The organism is Pseudoalteromonas sp. B62, from assembly GCF_037162565.1.
Classification (GTDB): Bacteria; Pseudomonadota; Gammaproteobacteria; order Enterobacterales; family Alteromonadaceae; genus Pseudoalteromonas; species Pseudoalteromonas fuliginea.
In genome coordinates this window covers 953941-975376 of sequence record NZ_JARLVB010000002.1, presented here as the reverse complement: position 1 = coordinate 975376, position 21436 = coordinate 953941, and the positions used below count along the sequence as shown (strand labels likewise).

18 protein-coding genes and 2 pseudogenes are annotated in these 21436 nt (G+C 39.1%); 4 read left to right on the top strand and 16 right to left on the bottom strand.

The window, feature by feature from the left end:
* Nucleotides 1-58: 58 nt before the first annotated feature.
* From atpA to rpmH, 16 genes and pseudogenes are all read right to left on the bottom strand, one after another.
* Complete coding sequence (gene atpA / locus P4S71_RS08850; protein ID WP_004335270.1) at nucleotides 59-1600, bottom strand: F0F1 ATP synthase subunit alpha; 1542 nt, start codon at nucleotides 1598-1600, stop codon at nucleotides 59-61.
* A gap of 14 nt (nucleotides 1601-1614) precedes the next feature.
* The gene (gene atpH / locus P4S71_RS08845) at nucleotides 1615-2148 is read right to left on the bottom strand and encodes a F0F1 ATP synthase subunit delta (protein WP_007377663.1); all 534 of its coding nucleotides are present in this window, start codon (nucleotides 2146-2148) and stop codon (nucleotides 1615-1617) included.
* Between the two features lie 16 nt (nucleotides 2149-2164).
* Nucleotides 2165-2635 (bottom strand): F0F1 ATP synthase subunit B, encoded by a 471-nt coding sequence (gene atpF / locus P4S71_RS08840; protein ID WP_004335264.1) that lies wholly within the window; start codon nucleotides 2633-2635, stop codon nucleotides 2165-2167.
* A 41-nt stretch (nucleotides 2636-2676) separates the two neighbouring features.
* Nucleotides 2677-2910 carry a F0F1 ATP synthase subunit C gene (gene atpE / locus P4S71_RS08835; protein WP_004335261.1) on the bottom strand — a complete coding sequence of 78 codons (234 nt, stop codon included), beginning with the start codon at nucleotides 2908-2910 and terminating at the stop codon, nucleotides 2677-2679.
* A gap of 56 nt (nucleotides 2911-2966) precedes the next feature.
* Complete coding sequence (gene atpB, locus P4S71_RS08830; protein ID WP_024597178.1) at nucleotides 2967-3824, bottom strand: F0F1 ATP synthase subunit A; 858 nt, start codon at nucleotides 3822-3824, stop codon at nucleotides 2967-2969.
* Nucleotides 3825-3850: 26 nt separating this feature from the next.
* A pseudogene (locus tag P4S71_RS08825) lies at nucleotides 3851-4218 on the bottom strand (ATP synthase subunit I); the annotation flags it as partial.
* 142 nt (nucleotides 4219-4360) lie between these two features.
* Nucleotides 4361-5287, bottom strand: coding sequence for a ParB/RepB/Spo0J family partition protein (locus P4S71_RS08820; protein WP_007377660.1), 927 nt, complete (start codon nucleotides 5285-5287; stop codon nucleotides 4361-4363).
* A gap of 20 nt (nucleotides 5288-5307) precedes the next feature.
* Nucleotides 5308-6093 (bottom strand): ParA family protein, encoded by a 786-nt coding sequence (locus P4S71_RS08815; RefSeq protein ID WP_007377659.1) that lies wholly within the window; start codon nucleotides 6091-6093, stop codon nucleotides 5308-5310.
* A 14-nt stretch (nucleotides 6094-6107) separates the two neighbouring features.
* Nucleotides 6108-6728: a 16S rRNA (guanine(527)-N(7))-methyltransferase RsmG gene (gene rsmG / locus P4S71_RS08810; protein WP_007377658.1), complete on the bottom strand. Its 621-nt coding sequence runs from the start codon at nucleotides 6726-6728 to the stop codon at nucleotides 6108-6110.
* A gap of 15 nt (nucleotides 6729-6743) precedes the next feature.
* Nucleotides 6744-8633 (bottom strand): tRNA uridine-5-carboxymethylaminomethyl(34) synthesis enzyme MnmG, encoded by a 1890-nt coding sequence (gene mnmG, locus P4S71_RS08805; protein WP_337150490.1) that lies wholly within the window; start codon nucleotides 8631-8633, stop codon nucleotides 6744-6746.
* Nucleotides 8634-9061: 428 nt separating this feature from the next.
* On the bottom strand, nucleotides 9062-9511 hold the full coding sequence (gene mioC, locus P4S71_RS08800) for an FMN-binding protein MioC (protein WP_007377656.1): 450 nt from the start codon (nucleotides 9509-9511) through the stop codon (nucleotides 9062-9064).
* A 1106-nt stretch (nucleotides 9512-10617) separates the two neighbouring features.
* A complete protein-coding gene (mnmE, locus tag P4S71_RS08795; RefSeq protein WP_337150489.1) occupies nucleotides 10618-11982 on the bottom strand; it encodes a tRNA uridine-5-carboxymethylaminomethyl(34) synthesis GTPase MnmE in 1365 nt (454 codons plus the stop codon).
* Nucleotides 11983-12147: 165 nt separating this feature from the next.
* The gene (gene yidC / locus P4S71_RS08790; RefSeq protein WP_096794053.1) at nucleotides 12148-13782 is read right to left on the bottom strand and encodes a membrane protein insertase YidC; all 1635 of its coding nucleotides are present in this window, start codon (nucleotides 13780-13782) and stop codon (nucleotides 12148-12150) included.
* 8 nt (nucleotides 13783-13790) lie between these two features.
* On the bottom strand, nucleotides 13791-14066 hold the full coding sequence (yidD, locus tag P4S71_RS08785; protein WP_008138026.1) for a membrane protein insertion efficiency factor YidD: 276 nt from the start codon (nucleotides 14064-14066) through the stop codon (nucleotides 13791-13793).
* 129 nt (nucleotides 14067-14195) lie between these two features.
* Nucleotides 14196-14618, bottom strand: coding sequence for a ribonuclease P protein component (gene rnpA / locus P4S71_RS08780; RefSeq protein ID WP_033031124.1), 423 nt, complete (start codon nucleotides 14616-14618; stop codon nucleotides 14196-14198).
* Between the two features lie 7 nt (nucleotides 14619-14625).
* A complete protein-coding gene (gene rpmH / locus P4S71_RS08775) occupies nucleotides 14626-14760 on the bottom strand; it encodes a 50S ribosomal protein L34 (protein ID WP_004335215.1) in 135 nt (44 codons plus the stop codon).
* Between the two features lie 517 nt (nucleotides 14761-15277).
* Here rpmH and dnaA point away from each other — a divergent pair.
* From dnaA to gyrB, 4 genes and pseudogenes are all read left to right on the top strand, one after another.
* Nucleotides 15278-16666, top strand: coding sequence for a chromosomal replication initiator protein DnaA (dnaA, locus tag P4S71_RS08770; protein ID WP_007377652.1), 1389 nt, complete (start codon nucleotides 15278-15280; stop codon nucleotides 16664-16666).
* A 13-nt stretch (nucleotides 16667-16679) separates the two neighbouring features.
* On the top strand, nucleotides 16680-17783 hold the full coding sequence (gene dnaN / locus P4S71_RS08765) for a DNA polymerase III subunit beta (RefSeq protein WP_033031126.1): 1104 nt from the start codon (nucleotides 16680-16682) through the stop codon (nucleotides 17781-17783).
* A gap of 15 nt (nucleotides 17784-17798) precedes the next feature.
* Nucleotides 17799-18892, top strand: a pseudogene (recF, locus tag P4S71_RS08760) (DNA replication/repair protein RecF).
* 12 nt (nucleotides 18893-18904) lie between these two features.
* Nucleotides 18905-21331, top strand: a complete 2427-nt coding sequence (gene gyrB, locus P4S71_RS08755; RefSeq protein ID WP_033040338.1) for a DNA topoisomerase (ATP-hydrolyzing) subunit B — start codon at nucleotides 18905-18907, stop codon at nucleotides 21329-21331.
* Nucleotides 21332-21436 lie beyond the last annotated feature (105 nt).

The following is a 21436-nucleotide window of genomic DNA, read 5'->3' as shown; positions in this document are numbered from 1 at the left end:
CTCTCTCTCCGAATCAAGGTGTGCTTTAGTTTCCTAAAGCGCACCATTAATAACTAAATTACCAAGTTTGCGTAGACTTGAACTTCGTAAGAAGTTCTTTAAGCTGCGCTTCGATCTCGGCATTCAAGTTACCAGTTTCATTGATTTGAGCCACAAGCTCTGCGTATGTGCTAGTTGCATAAGAAAGTAAAGCTGCTTCAAAGTCACCGATTTTCGCGATTTCGATGTCTTGAAGGAAGCCTTTTTCAGCGGCAAATAACGACAAAGACATTTCAGCAACAGACATTGGCGCGTACTGTTTCTGCTTCATTAGCTCTGTTACACGCTCACCATGCTCAAGTTGAGCACGAGTAGCATCATCAAGGTCAGACGCGAACTGCGAGAACGCAGCTAATTCACGGTACTGAGCTAGGGCTAGACGGATACCGCCACCTAGTTTCTTAACGATTTTAGTTTGTGCAGCACCACCAACACGCGATACCGAGATACCAGCATTTACTGCCGGACGGATACCTGAGTTGAATAAGTCAGTTTCTAAGAAGATCTGACCATCGGTGATAGAGATAACGTTAGTCGGTACGAACGCAGAAACGTCGCCGCCTTGAGTTTCAATGATTGGCAATGCCGTCAATGAACCAGTTTTACCTTTCACTTCACCATTAGTGAACTTTTCAACGTAATCTGCGTTTACACGCGATGCACGCTCTAAAAGACGAGAGTGAAGGTAGAATACGTCACCTGGGTATGCTTCACGGCCTGGTGGACGCTTAAGTAGTAATGAAATTTGACGGTAAGCAACTGCTTGCTTAGACAAATCATCATATACGATTAATGCGTTTTCACCACGGTCACGGAAGTATTCACCCATAGTACAGCCCGCGAACGGTGCTAAGTACTGAAGTGCCGCAGATTCAGAAGCAGATGCAACAACTACGATAGTATTTGCTAGTGCACCATGCTCTTCTAATTTACGAACTACGTTTGCAATAGTAGATGCTTTTTGACCAATCGCAACGTACACACACTTAACGCCTGTGTCTTTTTGATTGATGATTGCATCGATTGCTAGTGCAGTTTTACCTGTTTGACGGTCACCGATGATAAGTTCACGTTGACCACGACCAACTGGAATCATCGCATCGATAGATTTATAACCAGTTTGAACTGGCTCATCTACTGACTTACGCTCGATTACACCTGGTGCAATTTTTTCTACAGGTTCAAACCCGTCGTTATCTAAAGCGCCTTTACCATCGATTGGAGCACCTAGTGTGTTTACAACACGACCAAGTAGACCAGGACCAACAGGAACTTCTAAAATACGACCAGTTGTATATACTTTTACGCCTTCAGTAAGGTCAGCGTACGGACCCATTACTACTGCACCAATTGAGTCGCGCTCAAGGTTTAGTGCGATAGCATAACGGCTGCCAGGAAGCTCAATCATTTCACCTTGCATACAGTCAGCAAGACCGTGGATGCGGATGATACCGTCAGTAACAGATACAATAGTACCTTCGTTACGAGCTTCACTTACAACTTCGAACTTCTCAATACGTTGTTTGATCAGATCTGAAATTTCAGTGGAATTAAGTTGCATGCTCTTTTTCCCAATTACGATTGTAGTGTTGTAGCTAAGCGGCTTAATTTACCGCGAATAGTACCGTCGATTACAGTGTCGCCAGACCTAATAATAAGCCCACCAACCACTGACGCGTCTTCACTACAATTCAGCTTAACTTTGCGTGCGAAACGTTTTTCAAGTGCCGCTACCAATGACTCTTGTTGCGCAGCAACAAGAGGAGTTGCAGAAATCACATCTACTTCGATTTCTTTATCGTATTGTGCTTTAAATTCAGCAAATAACTGTGCAACTTCAGGTAGAGCTGTCAAACGTCCATTTTCAGCCATCACCTTAACTAGGTTCTGACCTTGTTCGTTGAGCTGCTCAGCACAAAGTTGAATAAATAATTCAGCTTGTGCAGTAGCTGTAGGCATACCAGCTAAAGCGGATGATGCTTGTTCATTGCTGGCTACGTGGCCTGCAAAGAACAACATATCATTCCAGCTTTCTAGAGTGCCTTTCTCAACGGCAAGTTCAAAAGCCGCTTTAGCGTATGGGCGAGCGATAGTAGTCAAATTAGACATGCTCATACCCTCCTAATTACAGCTCAGCGACAAGTTTTTCAACGATGTCACTATGTGCGGCTTGATTAATTTCACGCTCTAAAATACGTTCTGCACCAATCACTGCCAGTGTTGCTACTTGCTTACGTAGCTCTTCTGTTATGCGATTACGTTCAGACTCAACTTCAGAGTGCCCTTGAGCAATGATACTTTCACGCTCTTGCTGACCACGAAGTGTTTCTTCGTCAACAATTAGCACTGCACGCTTTTTAGCTTGATCAATGATATCAGCCGCTTGAGCTTTTGCATCTTTAAGCTGTTCAGCAGCTTTCTTTTGCGCAAGTTCTAAGTCTTTTTCGGCTCTATCAGAGGCAGCTAAACCATCTTCGATTTTTTTCTGGCGAGCTTCAATTGCACCGTTTAGTGGTGGCCATACATATTTCATACAAAATAATACGAACACCGTAAACGCAATCAATTCACCGATAAGAGTGGCGTTTAAATTCACAACCGCTCCTCCTTAAATAGTAAGCTGTTCAAAAAATAAAATTAAAGTACGAACAACAATACCATAGCGATACCAACACCAATCATTGCTACAGCATCGATTAGACCAGCAAGAATAAACATCTTAACTTGTAGCGATGGTGCAAGCTCAGGTTGACGCGCACATGCTTCAAGGAATTTACCGCCCATGTTACCAAAACCGATTGCTGTGCCGATTGCACCAAAGCCGATTAGTAAAGCTACTGCGATATACTTAAGACCTAATACTAGTTCCATTTTTTTCTCCAAAGTTTCAATTGTAAATTAAAGTTAAATATTAAAGGTTATAAAAATTAGTGATTATCTGAGCTTGCCATACTTAGGTATACGATTGTTAGCATCATAAATACGAATGCTTGCAATACAATTACTAAGATGTGGAATACAGCCCAAACAAAATGCAATGGTAATTGCATAAATCCGATAGCGCCGATCAAGATGAAAATCAATTCACCTGCATATAAGTTACCAAACAAACGTAGCGCTAATGAAAACGGTTTAGAAACCAGCGCAATCAGTTCAAGTAATAAGTTAAACGGGATTAAAAGGATTTGTAGTGCAGTATTATTTGAACTAAACGGGTGAAGTGTTAGTTCTTTAATAAAACCACCGATGCCTTTTATTTTAATTGAGTAGCCTATCATTAAAATAAATACGCCAAGCGCTAGCGCCGCAGTCATATTAATGTCAGTCGTTGGTACAATTTTCATGTACACATCGTGTGAATCCATACCAAACGCAGTTTCACCAACAAAACCAGCTAATGCAGGTAAAAAGTCAACCGGTATTAAATCCATTAAGTTCATTAAAAATATCCAAACGAATATTGTTAATGCTAATGGTGCAATAAGCTTGCTTTTACCATGGAAAGTATCACGTACGTTGTCACCAACAAACTCTACTACCATTTCAATGAAACATTGAAATTTTCCAGGTACACCTAGTGTTGATTTTTTAGCGGCACTACGAAAGATCCATAAAAATATAAGACCTAAACCGATAGACCATGCGAGGGTATCTATATGCCATGTCCAGAATCCACTGTCCGTACATGCTTTATTGAAGGCGAGACCTGTATCGGTCGAGCACATCTTAGCATTGGTCAAATGGTGCTGGATATGGCCAGATAGAGTAACTTCTTCTGCTGCCATGTTATATCCCAAAAGTTAATGTTTAAAAAAACGGGTGCGAACAATCCAGTAAAGAGCGCCAGTATATAAGTACTAAAAAAGGGTAATAAAATTACCGGAAAATGCTTCAGTACTAGCGCAAACAATACAATTGTTAGCATAAATTTTAATCCGTTGCCGCGTTTCAACGAGGCATACGCTTGATTTGCTCGACTTGCACCCATATACCTAAATGCATAAAGTGCAAATACAAAGTGCGGAAGTACTGCGACAAATCCACCAGCGAGTGATGAAAGCGAAGCATTGGCTCCCGAACTAAAAAAATAATTACAGCAGCAACTAATGCTACAACACCCTGAAGGCAAATTAACTTTAATACGGCAAGTCTATATGGACTCGCTAACTTATCAGTCACGTTTAGTTAACCTTTATTGCGTTCTAATTGTTAGGGTGTGAAAACTGGCGAAATTATACTTAATCCTGCCAGTTTTGCAACTTGAGTAGACGGTTTGTAACACGAAATAGCTACAAATGTCTCTTTTTAGACATGTAGAAAACTAATGGTGGGTATTGTCTTGATTAATGCGATTTAAAATGCCGTCAAGTTCGTCCAAATTAGTATAAGAAATAACAAGCTTACCTTTGCCTTTTTTATTGTAATTTATTTCAACTTTGGCACCTAGGTTTTCAGCAAGTTGTTGTTCTAATTGCTTAACATCTGGATCTTTTTCGGTTATTTCTTTAGCTGGCACTGGTTCTAAAATTGAGCGAACTAATTTTTCGGTTTCTCGAACTGTTAGTGCTTTAGCGACAGCTAAACGAGCAGCATCTGACTGCGCTTCGCCTTCAAGGGCTAACAGGCAACGAGCATGGCCCATTTCAATATCGCCATGCTCTAACAAAATCTTCACATCGTTATTTAAGTTATTTAAACGCAGTAAATTAGTTACAGTCGTACGTGATTTACCTACCGCATCAGCTACTTGTTGATGTGTTAATTCAAATTCTATTAGTAAACGATTAAGTGCAACCGCTTCTTCCATGGCATTTAAATCTTCACGCTGAATATTTTCTATCAGCGCAATCGCAACGGCAGCTTCATCGGGTACATCTTTAATAATACAAGGTACTGTTTCAAGCTTAGCTATTTGCGCTGCGCGCCAACGACGCTCACCGGCGATAATTTCAAAGCTATTATGTGCAATAGGGCGCACAACAATAGGTTGAATAATACCTTGTGAGCGAATAGAACTAGCAAGCTCTTCTAGCGCCTCTTCAGACATGTCTTTACGAGGTTGGTATTTACCAGAGTGTAAAAACTCTATTGGAAGTTTTTGTAATTCACTGTTATTTGGCCCAGCTGCATTTTTTACAGCTTCAGTCACGTTTGATGTGTCTTGTTCCTTGCTTGCGCTCGGTGCAGGCTTTGACGAACTTAAAAGTGCATCGAGTCCTCGGCCTAAACCTCGTTTTTTAGCAGACATGTTATTTTTTTACCTCAAAGTTAGGCGACAACGGACGCTGTTTTTTCTTTTCTGCGTAACATTTCACCAGCGAGTGCTAAATACGCTTTAGCGCCACTTGATGCCCGGTCATAATACATAGCTGGAGCACCAAAACTAGGTGCTTCGGCTAAGCGAACATTACGTGGGATCACCGTACGGTATACTTTATCGCCAAAATGTTGTTTTAATTGTTCTGATACATCATTTGCCAAACGGTTACGCGGGTCATACATAGTACGAAGTATGCCTTCAATTTGTAAACTCGGATTCACTAATCTAGCAAGCTGCGTAATCGTATCCATTAATGCGGTTAACCCTTCAAGTGCATAATACTCACACTGCATTGGTACCAAAATAGAATCAGCCGCAGCCATAGCATTAACAGTTAACATATTTAAAGAAGGCGGACAGTCTATAAAAATAAATTCGTACTGGTCCTGAATTTTTTCAAGCGCGTTACGTAAACGCACCTCACGGGCAAATAATTCCATGAGTTTAACTTCTGCAGCGGTTACATCACCGTTTGCAGCAATCATATGGTATTCGCCAGACGTTTCTTTGATGATAACGTCTTCTATAGGTTTATCTTCAATAAGTAAGTCGTAAATAGTTGGCACATCGCCGTACTTATCTACGCCACTCCCCATAGTCGCATTACCTTGCGGATCGAGATCAATTAACAGCACTTTACGTTTCGTTGCAGCCATAGACGCAGCGAGATTAACAGCGGTTGTAGTTTTACCCACTCCACCTTTTTGATTTGCTAATGCGATGACTTTTGCCACAGTATCTCTGATCCCTAGTCTTTAGAAAGAATAATTAAATGTCGTTGTGCATCTAACTTAGGCACTTCTAATGCAATTTTTTGCTCAAACTTGACGCCTGCAGGTAATGACTCTAGCTCTTCGCTAGGGAACACGCCTTTAAGTGCTATAAATTTACCCGAATGATCAATTAAGTGCGAACACCAGTCAACCATATCTTGTAATGAAGCAAATGCGCGACTGAGTACGCCGTCTAATTTAACACTTGGTTGATATTCTTCAACTCTAGACTGCACAGGGGTTACATTATCAAGACCTAGTTCATGTTTAACATGCATTAAAAATCGCACACGTTTACCTAAACTATCTAATAGCACAAAATGTGTATTTGGTAATGCAATTGCCAACACGATACCCGGTAAGCCAGGGCCTGTACCTACATCAATATAATGATGCCCGGGTAAATGAGGCGCAACAACTAAACTGTCCATAATATGCTTAATCATCATTTCTTCAGGTAAACGTACTGAAGTTAAGTTATAAGCTTTATTCCACTTATTTAATAACTCAACGTAACGGACTAGCTGTTGCTGTTGTTTTTCTGTTAGCGCAATATCAGTTTGCGCTAACAATGTAGTTAATTGTTGCTGTAACACTATGTACCCTTATCGTTACGCAGATTTGCGTAATAAGCCTTGCTTCTTCAGATACACCAATAATAGCGAAATCGCCGCAGGGGTGATACCAGAAATACGCGATGCTTGACCAATAGTGTCAGGACGTGACTCAATAAGCTTAGCAACTACCTCATTTGATAAACCAGATACGGTTTTGTAATCAAACTCTTTTGGTAAAATTGTTTGCTCATGACGAAGCTGTTTATTGATTTCATCTTGTTGGCGCGCAATATAACCTGCGTACTTAGTATGGATCTCAACTTGCTCGAGTGCTGCTTTATTTGTGAATTCAGATCCCAATCCGTCAATAGCCATCAGATCGTTGTAACGTATCTCCGGACGGCGAAGTAATTCTTCCAAGCTTGCTTCACGCGTAAGCGGGGTTTTAAGTAATGCGTTTACTTGATCTACAACGGCATGATCTTTGTGGATCCATGTATCTTTAATGCGTTGTTTCTCTTTTTCGATTACTTCCATTTTTTCGTTAAATGCCTGCCAGCGTTCGTCATTAACCAAACCAAGCTCACGGCCTTTTTCAGTTAAACGAATATCAGCATTATCTTCACGAAGTAATAAACGATATTCAGCACGGCTGGTAAACATACGGTAGGGTTCTTTTGTACCCAGTGTTGCTAAGTCATCGATTAATACACCAACATAAGCTTCATCACGACGTGGTGTCCAAGAATCTTTGCCTTGCACTTTTAGCGCAGCATTCATACCTGCAATTAAGCCTTGTGCACCTGCTTCTTCATAGCCGGTAGTACCGTTAATTTGACCCGCGAAAAATAAGCCTTCAATAAATTTAGTTTCTAAAGACTGTTTTAAATCACGTGGATCAAAGTAGTCATATTCTATTGCATAACCTGGTCGACAAATATGTGCATTTTCAAAACCAGAAATAGATTGCACAATCTCAAGTTGTACATCAAACGGTAAACTAGTCGAAATACCATTTGGATATAATTCGTATGATGTTAAACCTTCAGGCTCAACAAATATTTGATGTTTATCTTTATCTGCAAAACGAACAATTTTATCTTCAATTGAAGGGCAGTAGCGAGGACCAATACCTTCAATAACACCTGAGTACATAGGTGAGCGATGTAGGTTTTTACGAATAACATCATGTGTTTTTTCGTTTGTGTAAGTGATGTAACACGGTATCTGTTGTAGGTGATCTGATTGTTTACCCATAAACGAAAACACAGGTGTTGGTGTATCACCAGGCTGTGCTTCCATTTTTGTAAAATCAACAGTACGTGCATCAATACGTGGCGGTGTACCTGTTTTTAAACGATCAACTCTAAATGGATGTTCACGTAAGCGATCAGCTAAAGCGATTGAAGGAGGATCGCCTGCACGGCCGCCTTTGTAATTTTCTAACCCTATATGGATTAAGCCACCTAAAAAAGTACCCACGGTTAAAACAACACTTGGTGCACTAAAACGCAAACCCATTTGAGTTACTACGCCAGTAACACGATCGTTTTCAACAATAAGATCATCACACGATTGTTGAAAAATTTTAAGATTATCTTGATTTTGCAATGTTGTTTGAATAGCCGCTTTGTACAAGGCGCGATCTGCTTGTGCTCGAGTTGCACGAACAGCAGGTCCTTTTGAAGAATTTAGTGTACGAAATTGGATCCCGCCTTTATCAATGGCCTGTGCCATTGCACCACCAAGCGCGTCAATTTCTTTTACCAAATGACCTTTGCCTATCCCACCAATCGCTGGGTTACAAGACATTTGACCAAGGGTATCCATATTGTGAGTCAGTAGCAGGGTATTCATCCCCATACGGGCAGCTGCTAATGCGGCTTCAGTGCCAGCATGTCCACCACCTACTACGATAACGTCAAAATTTTCGTGAAAAATCATTAATGGGATCCTACTTAAATCAAACCGGTAAACTTCAAAAGGGAGCGTATTCTACCTAGAAATTGGCAGAAGATAAATGATTAAACAGTGGGCAAGATCTAAGTATGTGATCTCTAATAATATAAAGGATCTTTTAAAGAGATCTTTTATTACTATTACTACTACTGATCGACTTTTCTGTTGATAAGGTTTAGATCTTCATTAAAAACATCAAATTAGATCAGATCTAAAGGTGTTAATATGATCGGATCATCCCGCAAATAAGCTCTGACCAAAAAGGCACTTTATGCACAGGGCTGAATCAGTTAGATCTTATCCCATGGATAAGCATGCTTTAAAAAGCAGTTTATTCAATCTTTATCCACAAAATCTATTAAATTATTAGTAAATTGTGGGTAACTTTATATGTAACTTTTTACTTGATCTCTCTATTTTAAGCCTGTTTTGGTTATCCAAGAGTCTAACCATGCTAATGCGGTGTCCTCTGGTAGTGCTTCATCGAGAATATTAAGCTCTAAGCGTTCTGCTACTTTTATAGCGCCTTTTTGAGCTAATAAGGCATCTATATTACGTCCAGCCTGGTTGTAAGTGTCATAACTGGTATCACCTAAAGCGATTACTGAGTATTTTAATTGAGATAAATCATTAGCTTGAGTCACATCTTCAACAAAGCTAATAAAGTTTTCAGGGTAATCACCTGCGCCATAAGTAGATGTGCAAATTAACCAAATGGTATTTTGCTGATCAATATCGCTAAATTCAGGTTGATCATGTAGTTGTGTAGTAATACCAAGGTTATTTAGCGCGTCGCTTAGTTGCTCTGCAACATACTCGGCTGATCCCATTTGGCTGCCAACAATAAGATTTACTGAACTCATGAATATTAGTGATCACATTTGTTTTAATTGCTGACTATGATAACTGAGTGAGGGTAACAGTAAAGTTAAGAGTGCCATTTTGTATAACTATTTTTGCAGTAATTTTACACTCATTCAAAAGCGCTTCTTTAAGTTGTTGATAATATAGGATTTAACAAATTATCTTTAAATGTAATCTTCTGATCAAGTTGTTGATAACAGTGGGGAAAGCTCTGTTTAAATAGGCTTGTTAGGTTGTTTTATATCCGCTAAGTTATTGATATTTCTAATCAGTAAAAAGTTGAAATAGTAATTTATATATTAAAAGTAGATGTTGATCATAATGTGGATATAAAGCCTGTTGATAACCTCAAGTTTAGATCTAAAATAAATTTTTAAAATGATCTAATAAAGCAGATCTAATGAAATTAATTAAAAATAAGCTCATAAACGGATAAATATTAATAAATAGTGAGGTTTTTTCAGCTTATTTACCTGTTTTTGGTATTTGTTTGAGCTGAAAATTAGGTATTGTGGATAAGTGATCTCGGTATTTTTAATTTTATGCGAATTTAGAGCTGCTATTTTTTTTAATTTTGCTGGTTGAGTTAGCAGATCAAAACTTTTTAATACTTAACAGTTGAGTTATTTTATTTAAAAATCACAATGATTATCAAATTATATGTTATCAAAAGTAAGTTTTTTAGAATAATAATCAGTGTTTTTTAGCTCTTTAATTGAGCAAAAAGCATCATTCTTTGCGTGTATGAGGTGTGTTTTAGTGCATTTTTGTGGGCTAAAGTAAGTATAAGAAAGCCATTTATAACTAATTTTTGTATGAAGTATAACGCTTTAAAAGTGTGTTATTGTTTGAAAAATGTATCGGTTTTGTATTAATAATAGGGGTAATTTACGCTATTAATGTCGCTAAAGAGTATATTCCACATTGTTTAATCTACGTAATCAGACCTCTCTTAGCACGTAACAAAGGTAGCTTTGAATATGATTTATCGACTGTAACTCTCAGGAATTAGACGTATAAATAGCATATTTTAAAGCCTAATTTTTTATATGAAAAAGAGCACCTGAGTGCTCTTTATAATAAGAATATGCTTGTAATAAGGTGTTTATTTACCAATACAAAACGAGCTAAATATCTTTCCTAGTAAATCGTCAGAGGTAAATTCACCGGTTATTTCATTCAAATATTGCTGTGTTAAACGTAATTCTTCAGCCAGTATTTCACCGGCAATGTGCATTTCTAATTGTGTTTTACCGGTATCTAAATGATGGGCCGCACTTTCCAGTGCATCCAAATGACGACGGCGCGCCATAAAGCCACCTTCAGTTGCACCTTGAAAGCCTATACAGGCTTTTAAATGCTCGCGAACAAGTTCAATACCGTCAGCATTTTTGGCACTTAAGCTGATGACCGGGTATTGTTGCTCTTGCTCCATTCCTACTATATCACCCGATAAATCGGCCTTATTTCTGATGACTGTCACGCCCATACCTTCTGGTAATTTTGCCATAAATTCAGGCCAAATTTTATGCGGGTCAGTATCTGTAGTATCGGTGCCATCAAGCATAAATAAAACGCGATCGGCTTGGTTTATTTCATCCCATGCACGCTCAATGCCTATTTGTTCTACGCGATCGGGGCTTTCGCGCAGGCCTGCGGTATCTATAATATGCAGTGGCATACCATCTATATGTATATGCTCTCGTAGTACGTCGCGAGTGGTACCGGCTATTTCTGTTACGATTGCGGCTTCACGACCAGCTAGAGCGTTGAGTAGGCTTGATTTACCCGCATTTGGGCGACCAGCAATAACAACACGCATACCTTCGCGCATTATGCTGCCTTGCTTGGCTTGATTAGTTACAGTATTGAGCTGATTTATAATGGCATCTAAATCACCTGACACTTTACCGTCAGATAAAAAATCAATTTCTTCATCAGGAAAGTCTATTGCCGCTTCTACATACATACGTAAGTGAATTACTTTTTCTACGAGTGTTTCTATGTGCTTAGAAAATTCACCTTGCAGCGACTGTAGGGCGCTTTTAGCTGCTTGTTCGCTGGTGGCATTAATTAAGTCGGCGATGGCTTCTGCTTGTGTTAAATCAAGCTTGTCGTTCATAAATGCACGTTCAGAAAACTCACCTGGCTTTGCTAAGCGAACGCCCTCGATTTTACTAATTTCTTTAAGTAACATATCCAGTACTACAGGGCCGCCGTGGCCTTGTAGCTCAAGCACATCTTCGCCTGTAAATGAGTTAGGACCTGCAAAGTAAATGGCAATACCTTGATCAAGTTGCTCGCCAGCTAGGCTTTTAAATGGCACGTAATCGGCGTAGCGAACTTTAGGAATTTTACCTACCACTTTTTCGGCAACGCTTTTAGCAAGGCTGCCTGAAACGCGAATTATACCAACGCCACCACGTCCGGGAGCGGTTGCTTGTGCTGCAATTGTATCTTGATTGATCATGCTATTAATTTGCCAACGATGAGTAACTTTATGGCGGTATTGTAACCTATGAAATAAACACTCGCGAATACTCTGGTGAAAAACAGGCAATAAAAAAAGCGACCTAAGTCGCCTTTATATAAGTAATATACCCAAACCATCTCGATGTGGCTTGGGTATAGGCAATTAGCCTCTTACTTTAATTCCTTTCTTTTCCATGCCACGGTAGATGATTAACATCTGGACAATAGAAATAAGGTTAGACACTAACCAGTAAAGAACTAAACCCGATGGGAACCATAAGAAAAATACAGAGAAGATAACCGGCATAAAGGTCATCATTTTTTGCTGCATTGGATCAGTAACCGTCATAGGTTGTAGCTTTTGCGTCACAAACATACTCGCACCAAATAATATAGGTAATACGTAGTATGGGTCTTTCGCAGAAAGGTCAGTTAACCAAAAAATGAATTCAGCGTGGCGAAGTTCAGTTGACTCTAAGAATACGTAGAACAAGGCTAAGAAAATTGGCATTTGTAGCAAAATAGGGAAACAGCCACCCATTGGGTTAACTTTTTCTTTTTTGTACATTTCCATAGTTGCTTGGCCGAACTTTTGACGGTCGTCACCAAACTTTTCTTTAAGAGCTGCCATTTTAGGCTGTAGGGCACGCATTTTTGCCATTGAAGTGTATTGCGCTTTAGTAAGTGGGTACATTAACGATTTAACGATAATAGTGATGGCAATAATTGCTACACCCCAGTTACCTAAAATGCTATGTAGCCATTTTAGCAATACAAATAAAGGTTGCGAAATAAACCATAACCAACCGTAATCTACAGTTAAGTCTAGGTCTGGGTGAATCGCTTCAAGAATATCCGATTCTTTCGGGCCCATGTAATAAATAGCAGTTAGTGTTTGCTCACTACCAGCTTGAATATTAACAGCTTCATCTTTAGCACCAATAATAGCGGCATTACTTTTTGTAATTAAGCTATAAATTGTATTTGATTGATCCTGCATTGGAACCCAAGCACTTACAAAGTAATGTTGAATAAAGGCAACATAACCACCTTGGGTGTTTTTGTTTAGGTTTTTATCAGCCATATCTGAAAAACTATACTTTTCGTATGGTTCTTCGTCAGTACCGTATGCAGCACCTAAATAGTTTTGATCAACCATGCTGCCTTTTTCTTGTACTGTGCGCTTAATTTGCGTGTATAGCTGTACTTGAAGCGGTGCGCTGGTGGTGTTGTTAATTTTGTATTCTAAGCCTACGTCATACTGACCTTTTTTGAATACATACGTTTTAGTAAAACTAACACCATTACGATCTGTAAACTGAAGTGGAACGCGAAGCTCATCACCCGTTAAGGTATATGACTTTTGTTCGGTATTGTAAGTAGGGCGACCGTTAGCTGATGCGTCAGGGCCATTTAAGCCAATTAAGCCACTTTGTGAAAAGTATTGTTTGCCATCAAACTCACCAAGCAACATAAAAGGAGTGTTACTTCCTTTGGTGTCTTCGTATTGAAGAAGGTCTGCTTCAACAATGTCACCGCCTTTGGTGTCAATTTTAACTTTAAAAACGTCAGTTGTGATTTCAATAACTGAACGTTTAGCTAAAGTTGCTGAAGTAGGTAATTCTGAATCTGACGATGAAGGAATATAATCATCCGACTCTGGTGAATTTGCTTTTAGTGTTTGTGTTGTGGCACTTGGATCGACTTTAGGCTTGTTGTAATCATTGTCCCATTCTTGGAACAATAAAAACGACACTAGCATTAGGCCAATTAATAAAAACGTGCGTTGCGATTCCATAACAGCTCTTATTTCTCGTGTTGGTGGTTAATATGGGTTAATTTTTCAGGGACGGGGTCGTCTCCGCCTGAATGTAAAGGATGGCATTTTAATATGCGTTTCAAAGCTAACCAACTACCTTTTACCGATCCATGCAATTTAATTGCTTGAATAGCATAACTAGAACAGGTTGGATTAAAACGACAATGCGGACCTAACAGCGGGCTAATCCACTTTTGATAACCGCGGATAAATAACACTAAACAAAAAGTTGGTAAAGCAACAAGTGGTTTAAGTAACCTCATGATGTTTATGCCCCTACTTAAGTTTAGTGAGATAGATATCATGTATTTAAAGACTCAATTAGAAATTTTAAATGCATGATTAAAAGGTGAGCTAAAGATACATTAATTAACCCTGCAATTCTATTGCAATTAGGTTTGTTTATTAGATTTAGCTGATTTGTTTGGGCGTTTCTTAAAAGGTGGCGGTTTAGGTGCACCTGGTTTACAGCGTTCGTTAATTTTTCGCCATAATTTAGTAAGTTGTTTGGTTATTTCTTCATTAGACTGCTCATCAATACCATTTTTAACCATAAGCACAATATCAATATTATCGATGCTGTGTTGATTTAAACGAAAACTTTCGCGAGCGAGACGTTTAATACGGTTTCGTTGGCATGCCTTTTTTACACGTTTTTTAGCAACAGTAAGCCCTAACCTAGGTTTATCTTGGTTATTTGGTTTAGCTAATAGAGTAAAGAAAGGAGTTGCAGCCCGAGCGGGTTCATTAAATATGCGAGAGTAATGCGAGGGAGTTAACAGACGTAACTCCCTGCCAAAGCTAAAGTCTTCCACTTATAAATTAAGCAGAAAGAACTTTGCGGCCTTTAGCGCGGCGACGTGCTAATACTTTACGGCCATTTACAGTTGCCATGCGAGCACGGAAGCCGTGTGCACGTTTGCGTTTTAAAACGCTAGGTTGAAAAGTTCTTTTCATAACAATCTCATCCGATCGGTTAAAGTTAAAACATCCTATACAGGTCGCGATCCTGGCATAGGTGCCATTGCGAGCGCGAGATATTATAGATGAAGTGACTCAAAGTCAATCATAATTACAGCCTATACTAAGTGTTAGTTACTCTATTCATGGTGATCGAGAATTATGATCCACTAGGATCATCATAAATAAGAAGTTTTCCACAGCCCCTGTATAAAAAGTGAATAAAAGCAGGGGAAAAGTAAAATGGATCGTAAAATTGGTTCGCGATCTTAGTGTTATTTTGTTATGATCTGTCATCAGGCTTTGAAATAAAAGCTTATTTAAATCAGTCTGTTAATGTTTTTATACAGCGATATCAACAATTTTATAAAAATCAATCTTTTACTTGTGGATAAAGTGTCTTCATAATACGCGGCCTTGGGCCACTTATTTGGCTATTTTGACGCAATAAATGCATGATTTTTAATCATTAATGATGTGCGGGAATAAAAATTATATCTCTGGGAGTTTAACTGTGTATCTGTCGGTTTGGCAAAGTTGTTTATATGTATTGCAAGATGAATTGCCTTCGCAGCAGTTCAGTATGTGGGTAAGACCACTTCAAGCAGAAAGTACCGAAGATACCTTGACGATTTATGCACCTAATCGCTTTGTGCTTGATTGGGTGAGAGAAAAGTACCTCAATAGAATTAACGAACTATTAGTAGAAATTTGTGGTGTTGAAGCACCAGAGCTGCGTTTTGATGTAGGAAGTAAACCTTTATTAAACGCTCAAGCTGCACCGGTTGCAGAAACACAATCTGCGCCAAGCGCACACGCTTCAACAAAACAGCAACCTCGTGAGCAAAAGCCGGTGGTTGAGCCTGCACCTAAATCAGGTTACAAATCTAATATTAAAGAGAACTATACCTTTGATAGCTTTGTTGAAGGTAAATCAAACCAATTAGCAAAAGCTGCGGCCACACAGGTTGCCGACAATCCTGGTTCTGCTTTTAACCCTGTATTTATATACGGTGGTACTGGTTTAGGTAAAACTCACTTATTACATGCAGTAGGCAATGGCATTATGGCAAATAAGCCAGACGCTAAAATTGTTTATATGCATTCAGAACGCTTTGTTCAAGACATGGTAAAAGCACTACAAAATAACGCAATTGAAGAGTTCAAACGTTATTATCGCAGTGTTGATGCATTAATGATTGATGACATTCAATTTTTTGCTAACAAAGAGCGCTCCCAAGAAGAGTTCTTCCATACCTTTAATGCATTGCTTGAAGGTAACCAACAAATTATTTTAACCTCTGACCGTTATCCTAAAGAGATTGAAGGCGTTGAAGACCGCCTTAAATCACGTTTTGGTTGGGGTTTAACTATCGCGATTGAGCCACCAGAGCTTGAAACACGCGTTGCTATTTTGATGAAAAAAGCACAGCAAAGTAAAATTAATTTACCACACGAAGTTGCTTTTTTTATTGCTAAAAAGTTACGCTCAAATGTGCGTGAATTAGAAGGTGCACTTAACCGTGTAATCGCCAATGCTAACTTTACCGGTCGTCCAATTTCGATCGATTTTGTAAAAGAAGCACTGCGCGATTTACTTGCTTTGCAAGACAAACTGGTTACGATTGATAATATTCAGCGCACCGTAGCAGAGTACTATCGAATTCGTGTATCAGATCTGTTGTCTAAGCGCCGCAGTCGCTCTATAGCAAGGCCTCGCCAAGTTGCTATGGCATTATCTAAAGAATTAACTAATCACAGCTTACCTGAGATTGGTGACGCATTTGGTGGACGCGATCATACGACCGTATTGCACGCATGTCGTAAGATAAAATCACTACGTGACGAAAGCCACGAAATTAAAGAAGATTATCAAAACTTAATAAGAACATTGTCATCTTAGGGCTGACTTTATTATGCAAATAACAATATCAAGACAACAATTTTTAAAGCCATTGGTGCAAGTGTCAGGTGCAATAGAGCGCAAACACACACTACCAATTTTATCTAACGTTTTGTTAGTGGTAGAAAACGGACAACTTTCAATGACAGGTACAGACCTTGAAATTGAATTAGTTTCTGGCGTATTTGTAGGTGACGATATTGCCGATACAAAACTAACGTTACCCGCTAAAAAGTTACTCGATATTTGTAAAAGTCTACCAGACGGTTCAGACATTACTTTAAGCTTGCAAGAGCATCAATTACTTTTAACCAGTGGTAAAAGCCGTTTTTCATTAACGACATTATCTGCTGATGATTTTCCTAATCTAGAAGAGTGGGACGGAGAGGTTGAATTTCAACTAACTCGTTTAGAGCTTCGTAAGTTACTCGAAAGCACGCATTTTTCGATGGCGAATCAAGACGTACGTTATTATTTAAATGGTATGTCGTTTGAAGTAGATAATACTGATATAAAAACAGTCGCAACAGATGGCCACCGTTTAGCGATTGCGCAAAAACAGCTAACGCAATCGCTTAATACTCAGCGTCAATTAATAATACCTCGTAAAGGTGTGCAAGAAATAATGCGCCTTATGGTCGCTGATGACGAGTTAGTAACAATTCAGTTTGGCGCTAATCATATCCGTATTATCGATTTAGAGTTTACATTTACAAGTAAGCTAGTTGATGGACGTTTTCCAGATTACCGTCGTGTATTACCGCGTGGTGGCGACAAAGTTATTACAGCTAACCGTGAATGGTTACGTAGTGCATTTCAGCGTGTGTCTATTTTATCTAATGAAAAGTTTCGTGGTGTACGCTTAAACTTATCAAACGGTTTATTAAAAATTACGGCTAATAATCCAGAGCAAGAACAAGCGGAAGAGGTTGTTGAAGTAAGTTACCAAGGCGCGGATCTAGAAATAGGCTTTAACGTGTCTTACGTATTAGATGTACTAAACACATTAAAAACAGAAGACGTACTATTTACATTAGCCGACTCAAACAGCAGTGCATTAATTGAAGGTGCAGGCGATGAAGAAGCAATGTACGTTGTTATGCCTATGCGTTTATAAGACTATAAATACACAATGAGCTTAAGTCATTTGAGCCTCAAATATTTTCGTAATATTGAGGCGCTGACGCTAGAACCAGTTAACGGCGTTAATATAATATATGGTGAAAATGGCAGCGGAAAAACCAGCCTTTTAGAGGCTATTTATTACCTTTCTCACGGCAAATCTTTTCGTACTCCAAAACACAAAAGTATTATCGCGCATCAGCAAGATCAGTTTGTAATTCACGGGCGCAAAACAATACACGACTTATCTATTCCAATTGGTATTAGTAAAACCCAAACGGGTGAAACTAATTTAAAAATTCAAGGTAAGGCGAGCCGTAAAATATCAGAACTTGCTCAACTTATGCCGGTACAAATTATTACACCAGAGAGCTATTCTTTATTTTTTGGCGGGCCAAAAGAGCGCAGAAAGTTTTTAGATTTAGGTTTGTTCCACGTGGAACATGAGTTCTTTTTTTGTGGCAATCGTTTAATAAAGTACTTAAACAGCGTAATGCATTGTTAAAAACTAAGCCAAAGAATTATTTTGACCAAATTAAGTTTTGGGACAAAGAATTTGTTAGACTGGCTGAAGAAATAAATAAATTAAGATTGGCGTATATAAGTAGGTTTAAGCAGCAGTTTTTTGATAAAATGTGTGCAGAATTAACGCTTGTACGCGATTTAGAAATGACCTTTAATGCAGGTTGGAAAGAGACTGAATCTCTTGCAGATGCGTTAGAGCAAAACTTTGAGCGAGATGCTCGCCAAGGGTTTACAAGTAAAGGGCCTCATAAGGCCGACTTTAGTTTTAGTGTCGCTGGCAACAGTGTGGAGAATACATTCTCACGCGGTCAATTGAAGTTATTACTATATGCGTTAAAAGTTACGCAAAATAGCTTAATTGAGTCAGAGACAGATAAGCAATCTATATTGCTAATAGATGATCTACCTTCAGAGTTAGGCGAAGATACAAAAGAGAAAGTGGGACAATTACTTGCTCACTGCAGTTCTCAAATTTTTATCTCTTCAATTTTATCTGAAAGTATTTCTGCTGTGGTGGAACCCATGCAACGAGAACTACAAATGTTCCACGTGAAACATGGCAACCTAATAACAAGATAAGTGGGATTAACCATGTCTGAGAATTATGACTCGTCGAGTATTAAAGTACTTAAAGGATTAGACGCAGTAAGAAAGCGTCCTGGAATGTATATTGGGGACACCGATGATGGCACAGGCTTACACCACATGGTGTTTGAGGTCGTTGATAACTCTATCGATGAAGCCCTAGCAGGTCATTGTGATGATATTTATGTAACTATTCACTTAGACGGTTCTGTCTCAGTACGAGATAACGGCCGTGGTATCCCAACTTCTATCCATGAAGAAGAAGGCGTATCAGCAGCCGAAGTTATTATGACGGTACTTCATGCTGGTGGTAAGTTTGATGATAACTCTTATAAAGTATCGGGTGGCTTACACGGTGTTGGTGTTTCTGTTGTAAATGCACTTTCAGAAAAACTAAAACTTACCGTTCGCCGTGAAGGTAAACTACACGAGCAGTTTTACACTATGGGCGTTCCCGATGCACCTTTAGCTGTTATTGGTGACTCAGAAACGACTGGTACAGAACTGCGTTTTTGGCCAAGTGGTGAAACATTCACAAATTTAGATTTTCATTACGAAATTTTAGCTAAGCGTTTACGCGAGCTTTCATTCCTAAATTCAGGTGTGAGCATCATTTTAAATGATGAACGTGAAGAAAATAAATCTGACCACTTTAAATACGAAGGCGGTATTCAAGCTTTCGTAGAATACTTAAACCGTAATAAAACACCTATACATAAAGGTGTATTCCATTTTACTCATGAACGTGAAGAAGATGGTATTAGCGTTGAAGTATCAATGCAGTGGAATGATGCATACCAAGAAAACATTTACTGTTTTACAAATAATATTCCACAACGTGATGGTGGTACTCATTTAGCCGGTTTTAGATCTGCGCTAACACGTACGCTTAACAACTACATGGAAAAAGAAGGCTTTAACAAAAAAGCTAAAACAACCAGTAATGCGACCGGTGATGATGCCCGCGAAGGTTTAACGGCTGTTGTTAGTGTTAAAGTTCCTGATCCTAAGTTCTCATCGCAAACAAAAGATAAGCTCGTTTCAAGCGAAGTTAAATCTGCGGTTGAGCAAGCAATGGCTGAAAAGTTCACTGAGTTTTTATTAGAAAACCCAGTAGATGCCAAAATTGTTGTTGGTAAAATCATTGATGCATCTCGTGCACGTGAAGCGGCGCGTAAAGCCCGTGAAATGACACGACGTAAAGGTGCAATGGACTTAGCTGGCTTGCCGGGTAAGCTAGCTGATTGCCAAGAAAAAGACCCAGCCCAATCTGAACTATATATAGTGGAAGGGGACTCTGCTGGCGGATCAGCCAAGCAGGGACGTAACCGTAAAAACCAAGCTATTCTTCCGCTTAAGGGTAAAATCTTAAACGTAGAAAAAGCACGTTTTGACAAGATGTTATCTTCGCAAGAAGTGGCAACGCTAATTACTGCATTAGGGTGTGGTATTGGACGTGACGAATATAACCCTGAAAAATTACGTTACCATCGTATCATTATCATGACCGATGCGGACGTGGATGGTTCTCACATTCGTACGTTACTACTAACATTCTTCTATCGTCAAATGCCTGAAATTGTAGAACGCGGCTATATTTATATTGCTCAGCCACCACTTTACAAAGTGAAAAAGGGTAAGCAAGAGCGTTATATTAAAGATGATCCAGCATTAGTTGAATACTTAACATCGCTTGCGCTTAATAATGCGGCTTTATATACAAGTGCAGATGCGTCGGCGCTTGAAGGTGAAGCACTAGAGACAATAGTTCATGATTACCAAAACACAGTTAAAGTAATCGAACGCTTAAAACGTAAATACCCAAGTACGGTAATGGAGCGTTTAATTTATCAAAGCGAACTGAAAAAAGAAGACCTTTCAGATGAAGCTAAAGTAATTGAGTGGACTAAAGAGCTAGTAGACGACCTAATAGCACGAGATGAAGATGCGACTATTTTTAATGCTGCAACAGAGCATGATACAGAGCGTAATTTATATTATCCGGTTGTGAATATTCGTCAGCATGGTGTTGATAAATCGCATGTGTTGAGCTATGACTTTATTACCTCACGCGATTACCAACGTATTGCTGTGACTGGTGTTAACATCGCAAATATCATTACAGAAGGCGCTTATATTCAACGTGGAGAGAAAACACTTCCTGTTGATAACTTTGTGGATGCTTTAGAATGGTTGATCGCAGAATCTAAACGTGGTCTATATATTCAGCGTTATAAAGGATTGGGCGAAATGAACCCAAGCCAGCTTTGGGAAACCACAATGGATCCTAGTGCTCGTCGTATGTTACAAGTGACGATCGAAGATGCCGTAGGCGCGGATCAATTATTTGCTACCTTAATGGGTGACCAAGTAGAGCCTCGTCGTGAGTTTATTGAAACTAACGCATTGCGCGTAGTTAACTTAGACGTATAAAAAGAATATTTACACCAAAAAAGGAGCCTGATGGCTCCTTTTTTATTTTCTTCAATTACACAAACTGCTTAAAACCTGAGTGTACACACGGTATACTAAAGGTAA

Bases quoted from the DNA above. Each gene is read 5' to 3' on its own strand.
- gyrB (WP_033040338.1), top strand. From the start codon at position 18,905: ATGTCTGAGAATTATGACTCGTCGAGTATTAAAGTACTTAAAGGATTA.
- mnmE (WP_337150489.1), bottom strand. From the start codon at position 11,982: ATGATCAATCAAGATACAATTGCAGCACAAGCAACCGCTCCCGGACGT.
- atpH (WP_007377663.1), bottom strand. From the start codon at position 2,148: ATGTCTAATTTGACTACTATCGCTCGCCCATACGCTAAAGCGGCTTTT.
- yidD (WP_008138026.1), bottom strand. From the start codon at position 14,066: ATGAGGTTACTTAAACCACTTGTTGCTTTACCAACTTTTTGTTTAGTG.
- yidC (WP_096794053.1), bottom strand. From the start codon at position 13,782: ATGGAATCGCAACGCACGTTTTTATTAATTGGCCTAATGCTAGTGTCG.
- atpA (WP_004335270.1), bottom strand. From the start codon at position 1,600: ATGCAACTTAATTCCACTGAAATTTCAGATCTGATCAAACAACGTATT.
- mioC (WP_007377656.1), bottom strand. From the start codon at position 9,511: ATGAGTTCAGTAAATCTTATTGTTGGCAGCCAAATGGGATCAGCCGAG.
- rpmH (WP_004335215.1), bottom strand. From the start codon at position 14,760: ATGAAAAGAACTTTTCAACCTAGCGTTTTAAAACGCAAACGTGCACAC.
- P4S71_RS08820 (WP_007377660.1), bottom strand. From the start codon at position 5,287: ATGTCTGCTAAAAAACGAGGTTTAGGCCGAGGACTCGATGCACTTTTA.
- atpE (WP_004335261.1), bottom strand. From the start codon at position 2,910: ATGGAACTAGTATTAGGTCTTAAGTATATCGCAGTAGCTTTACTAATC.
- dnaN (WP_033031126.1), top strand. From the start codon at position 16,680: ATGCAAATAACAATATCAAGACAACAATTTTTAAAGCCATTGGTGCAA.
- mnmG (WP_337150490.1), bottom strand. From the start codon at position 8,633: ATGATTTTTCACGAAAATTTTGACGTTATCGTAGTAGGTGGTGGACAT.
- atpB (WP_024597178.1), bottom strand. From the start codon at position 3,824: ATGGCAGCAGAAGAAGTTACTCTATCTGGCCATATCCAGCACCATTTG.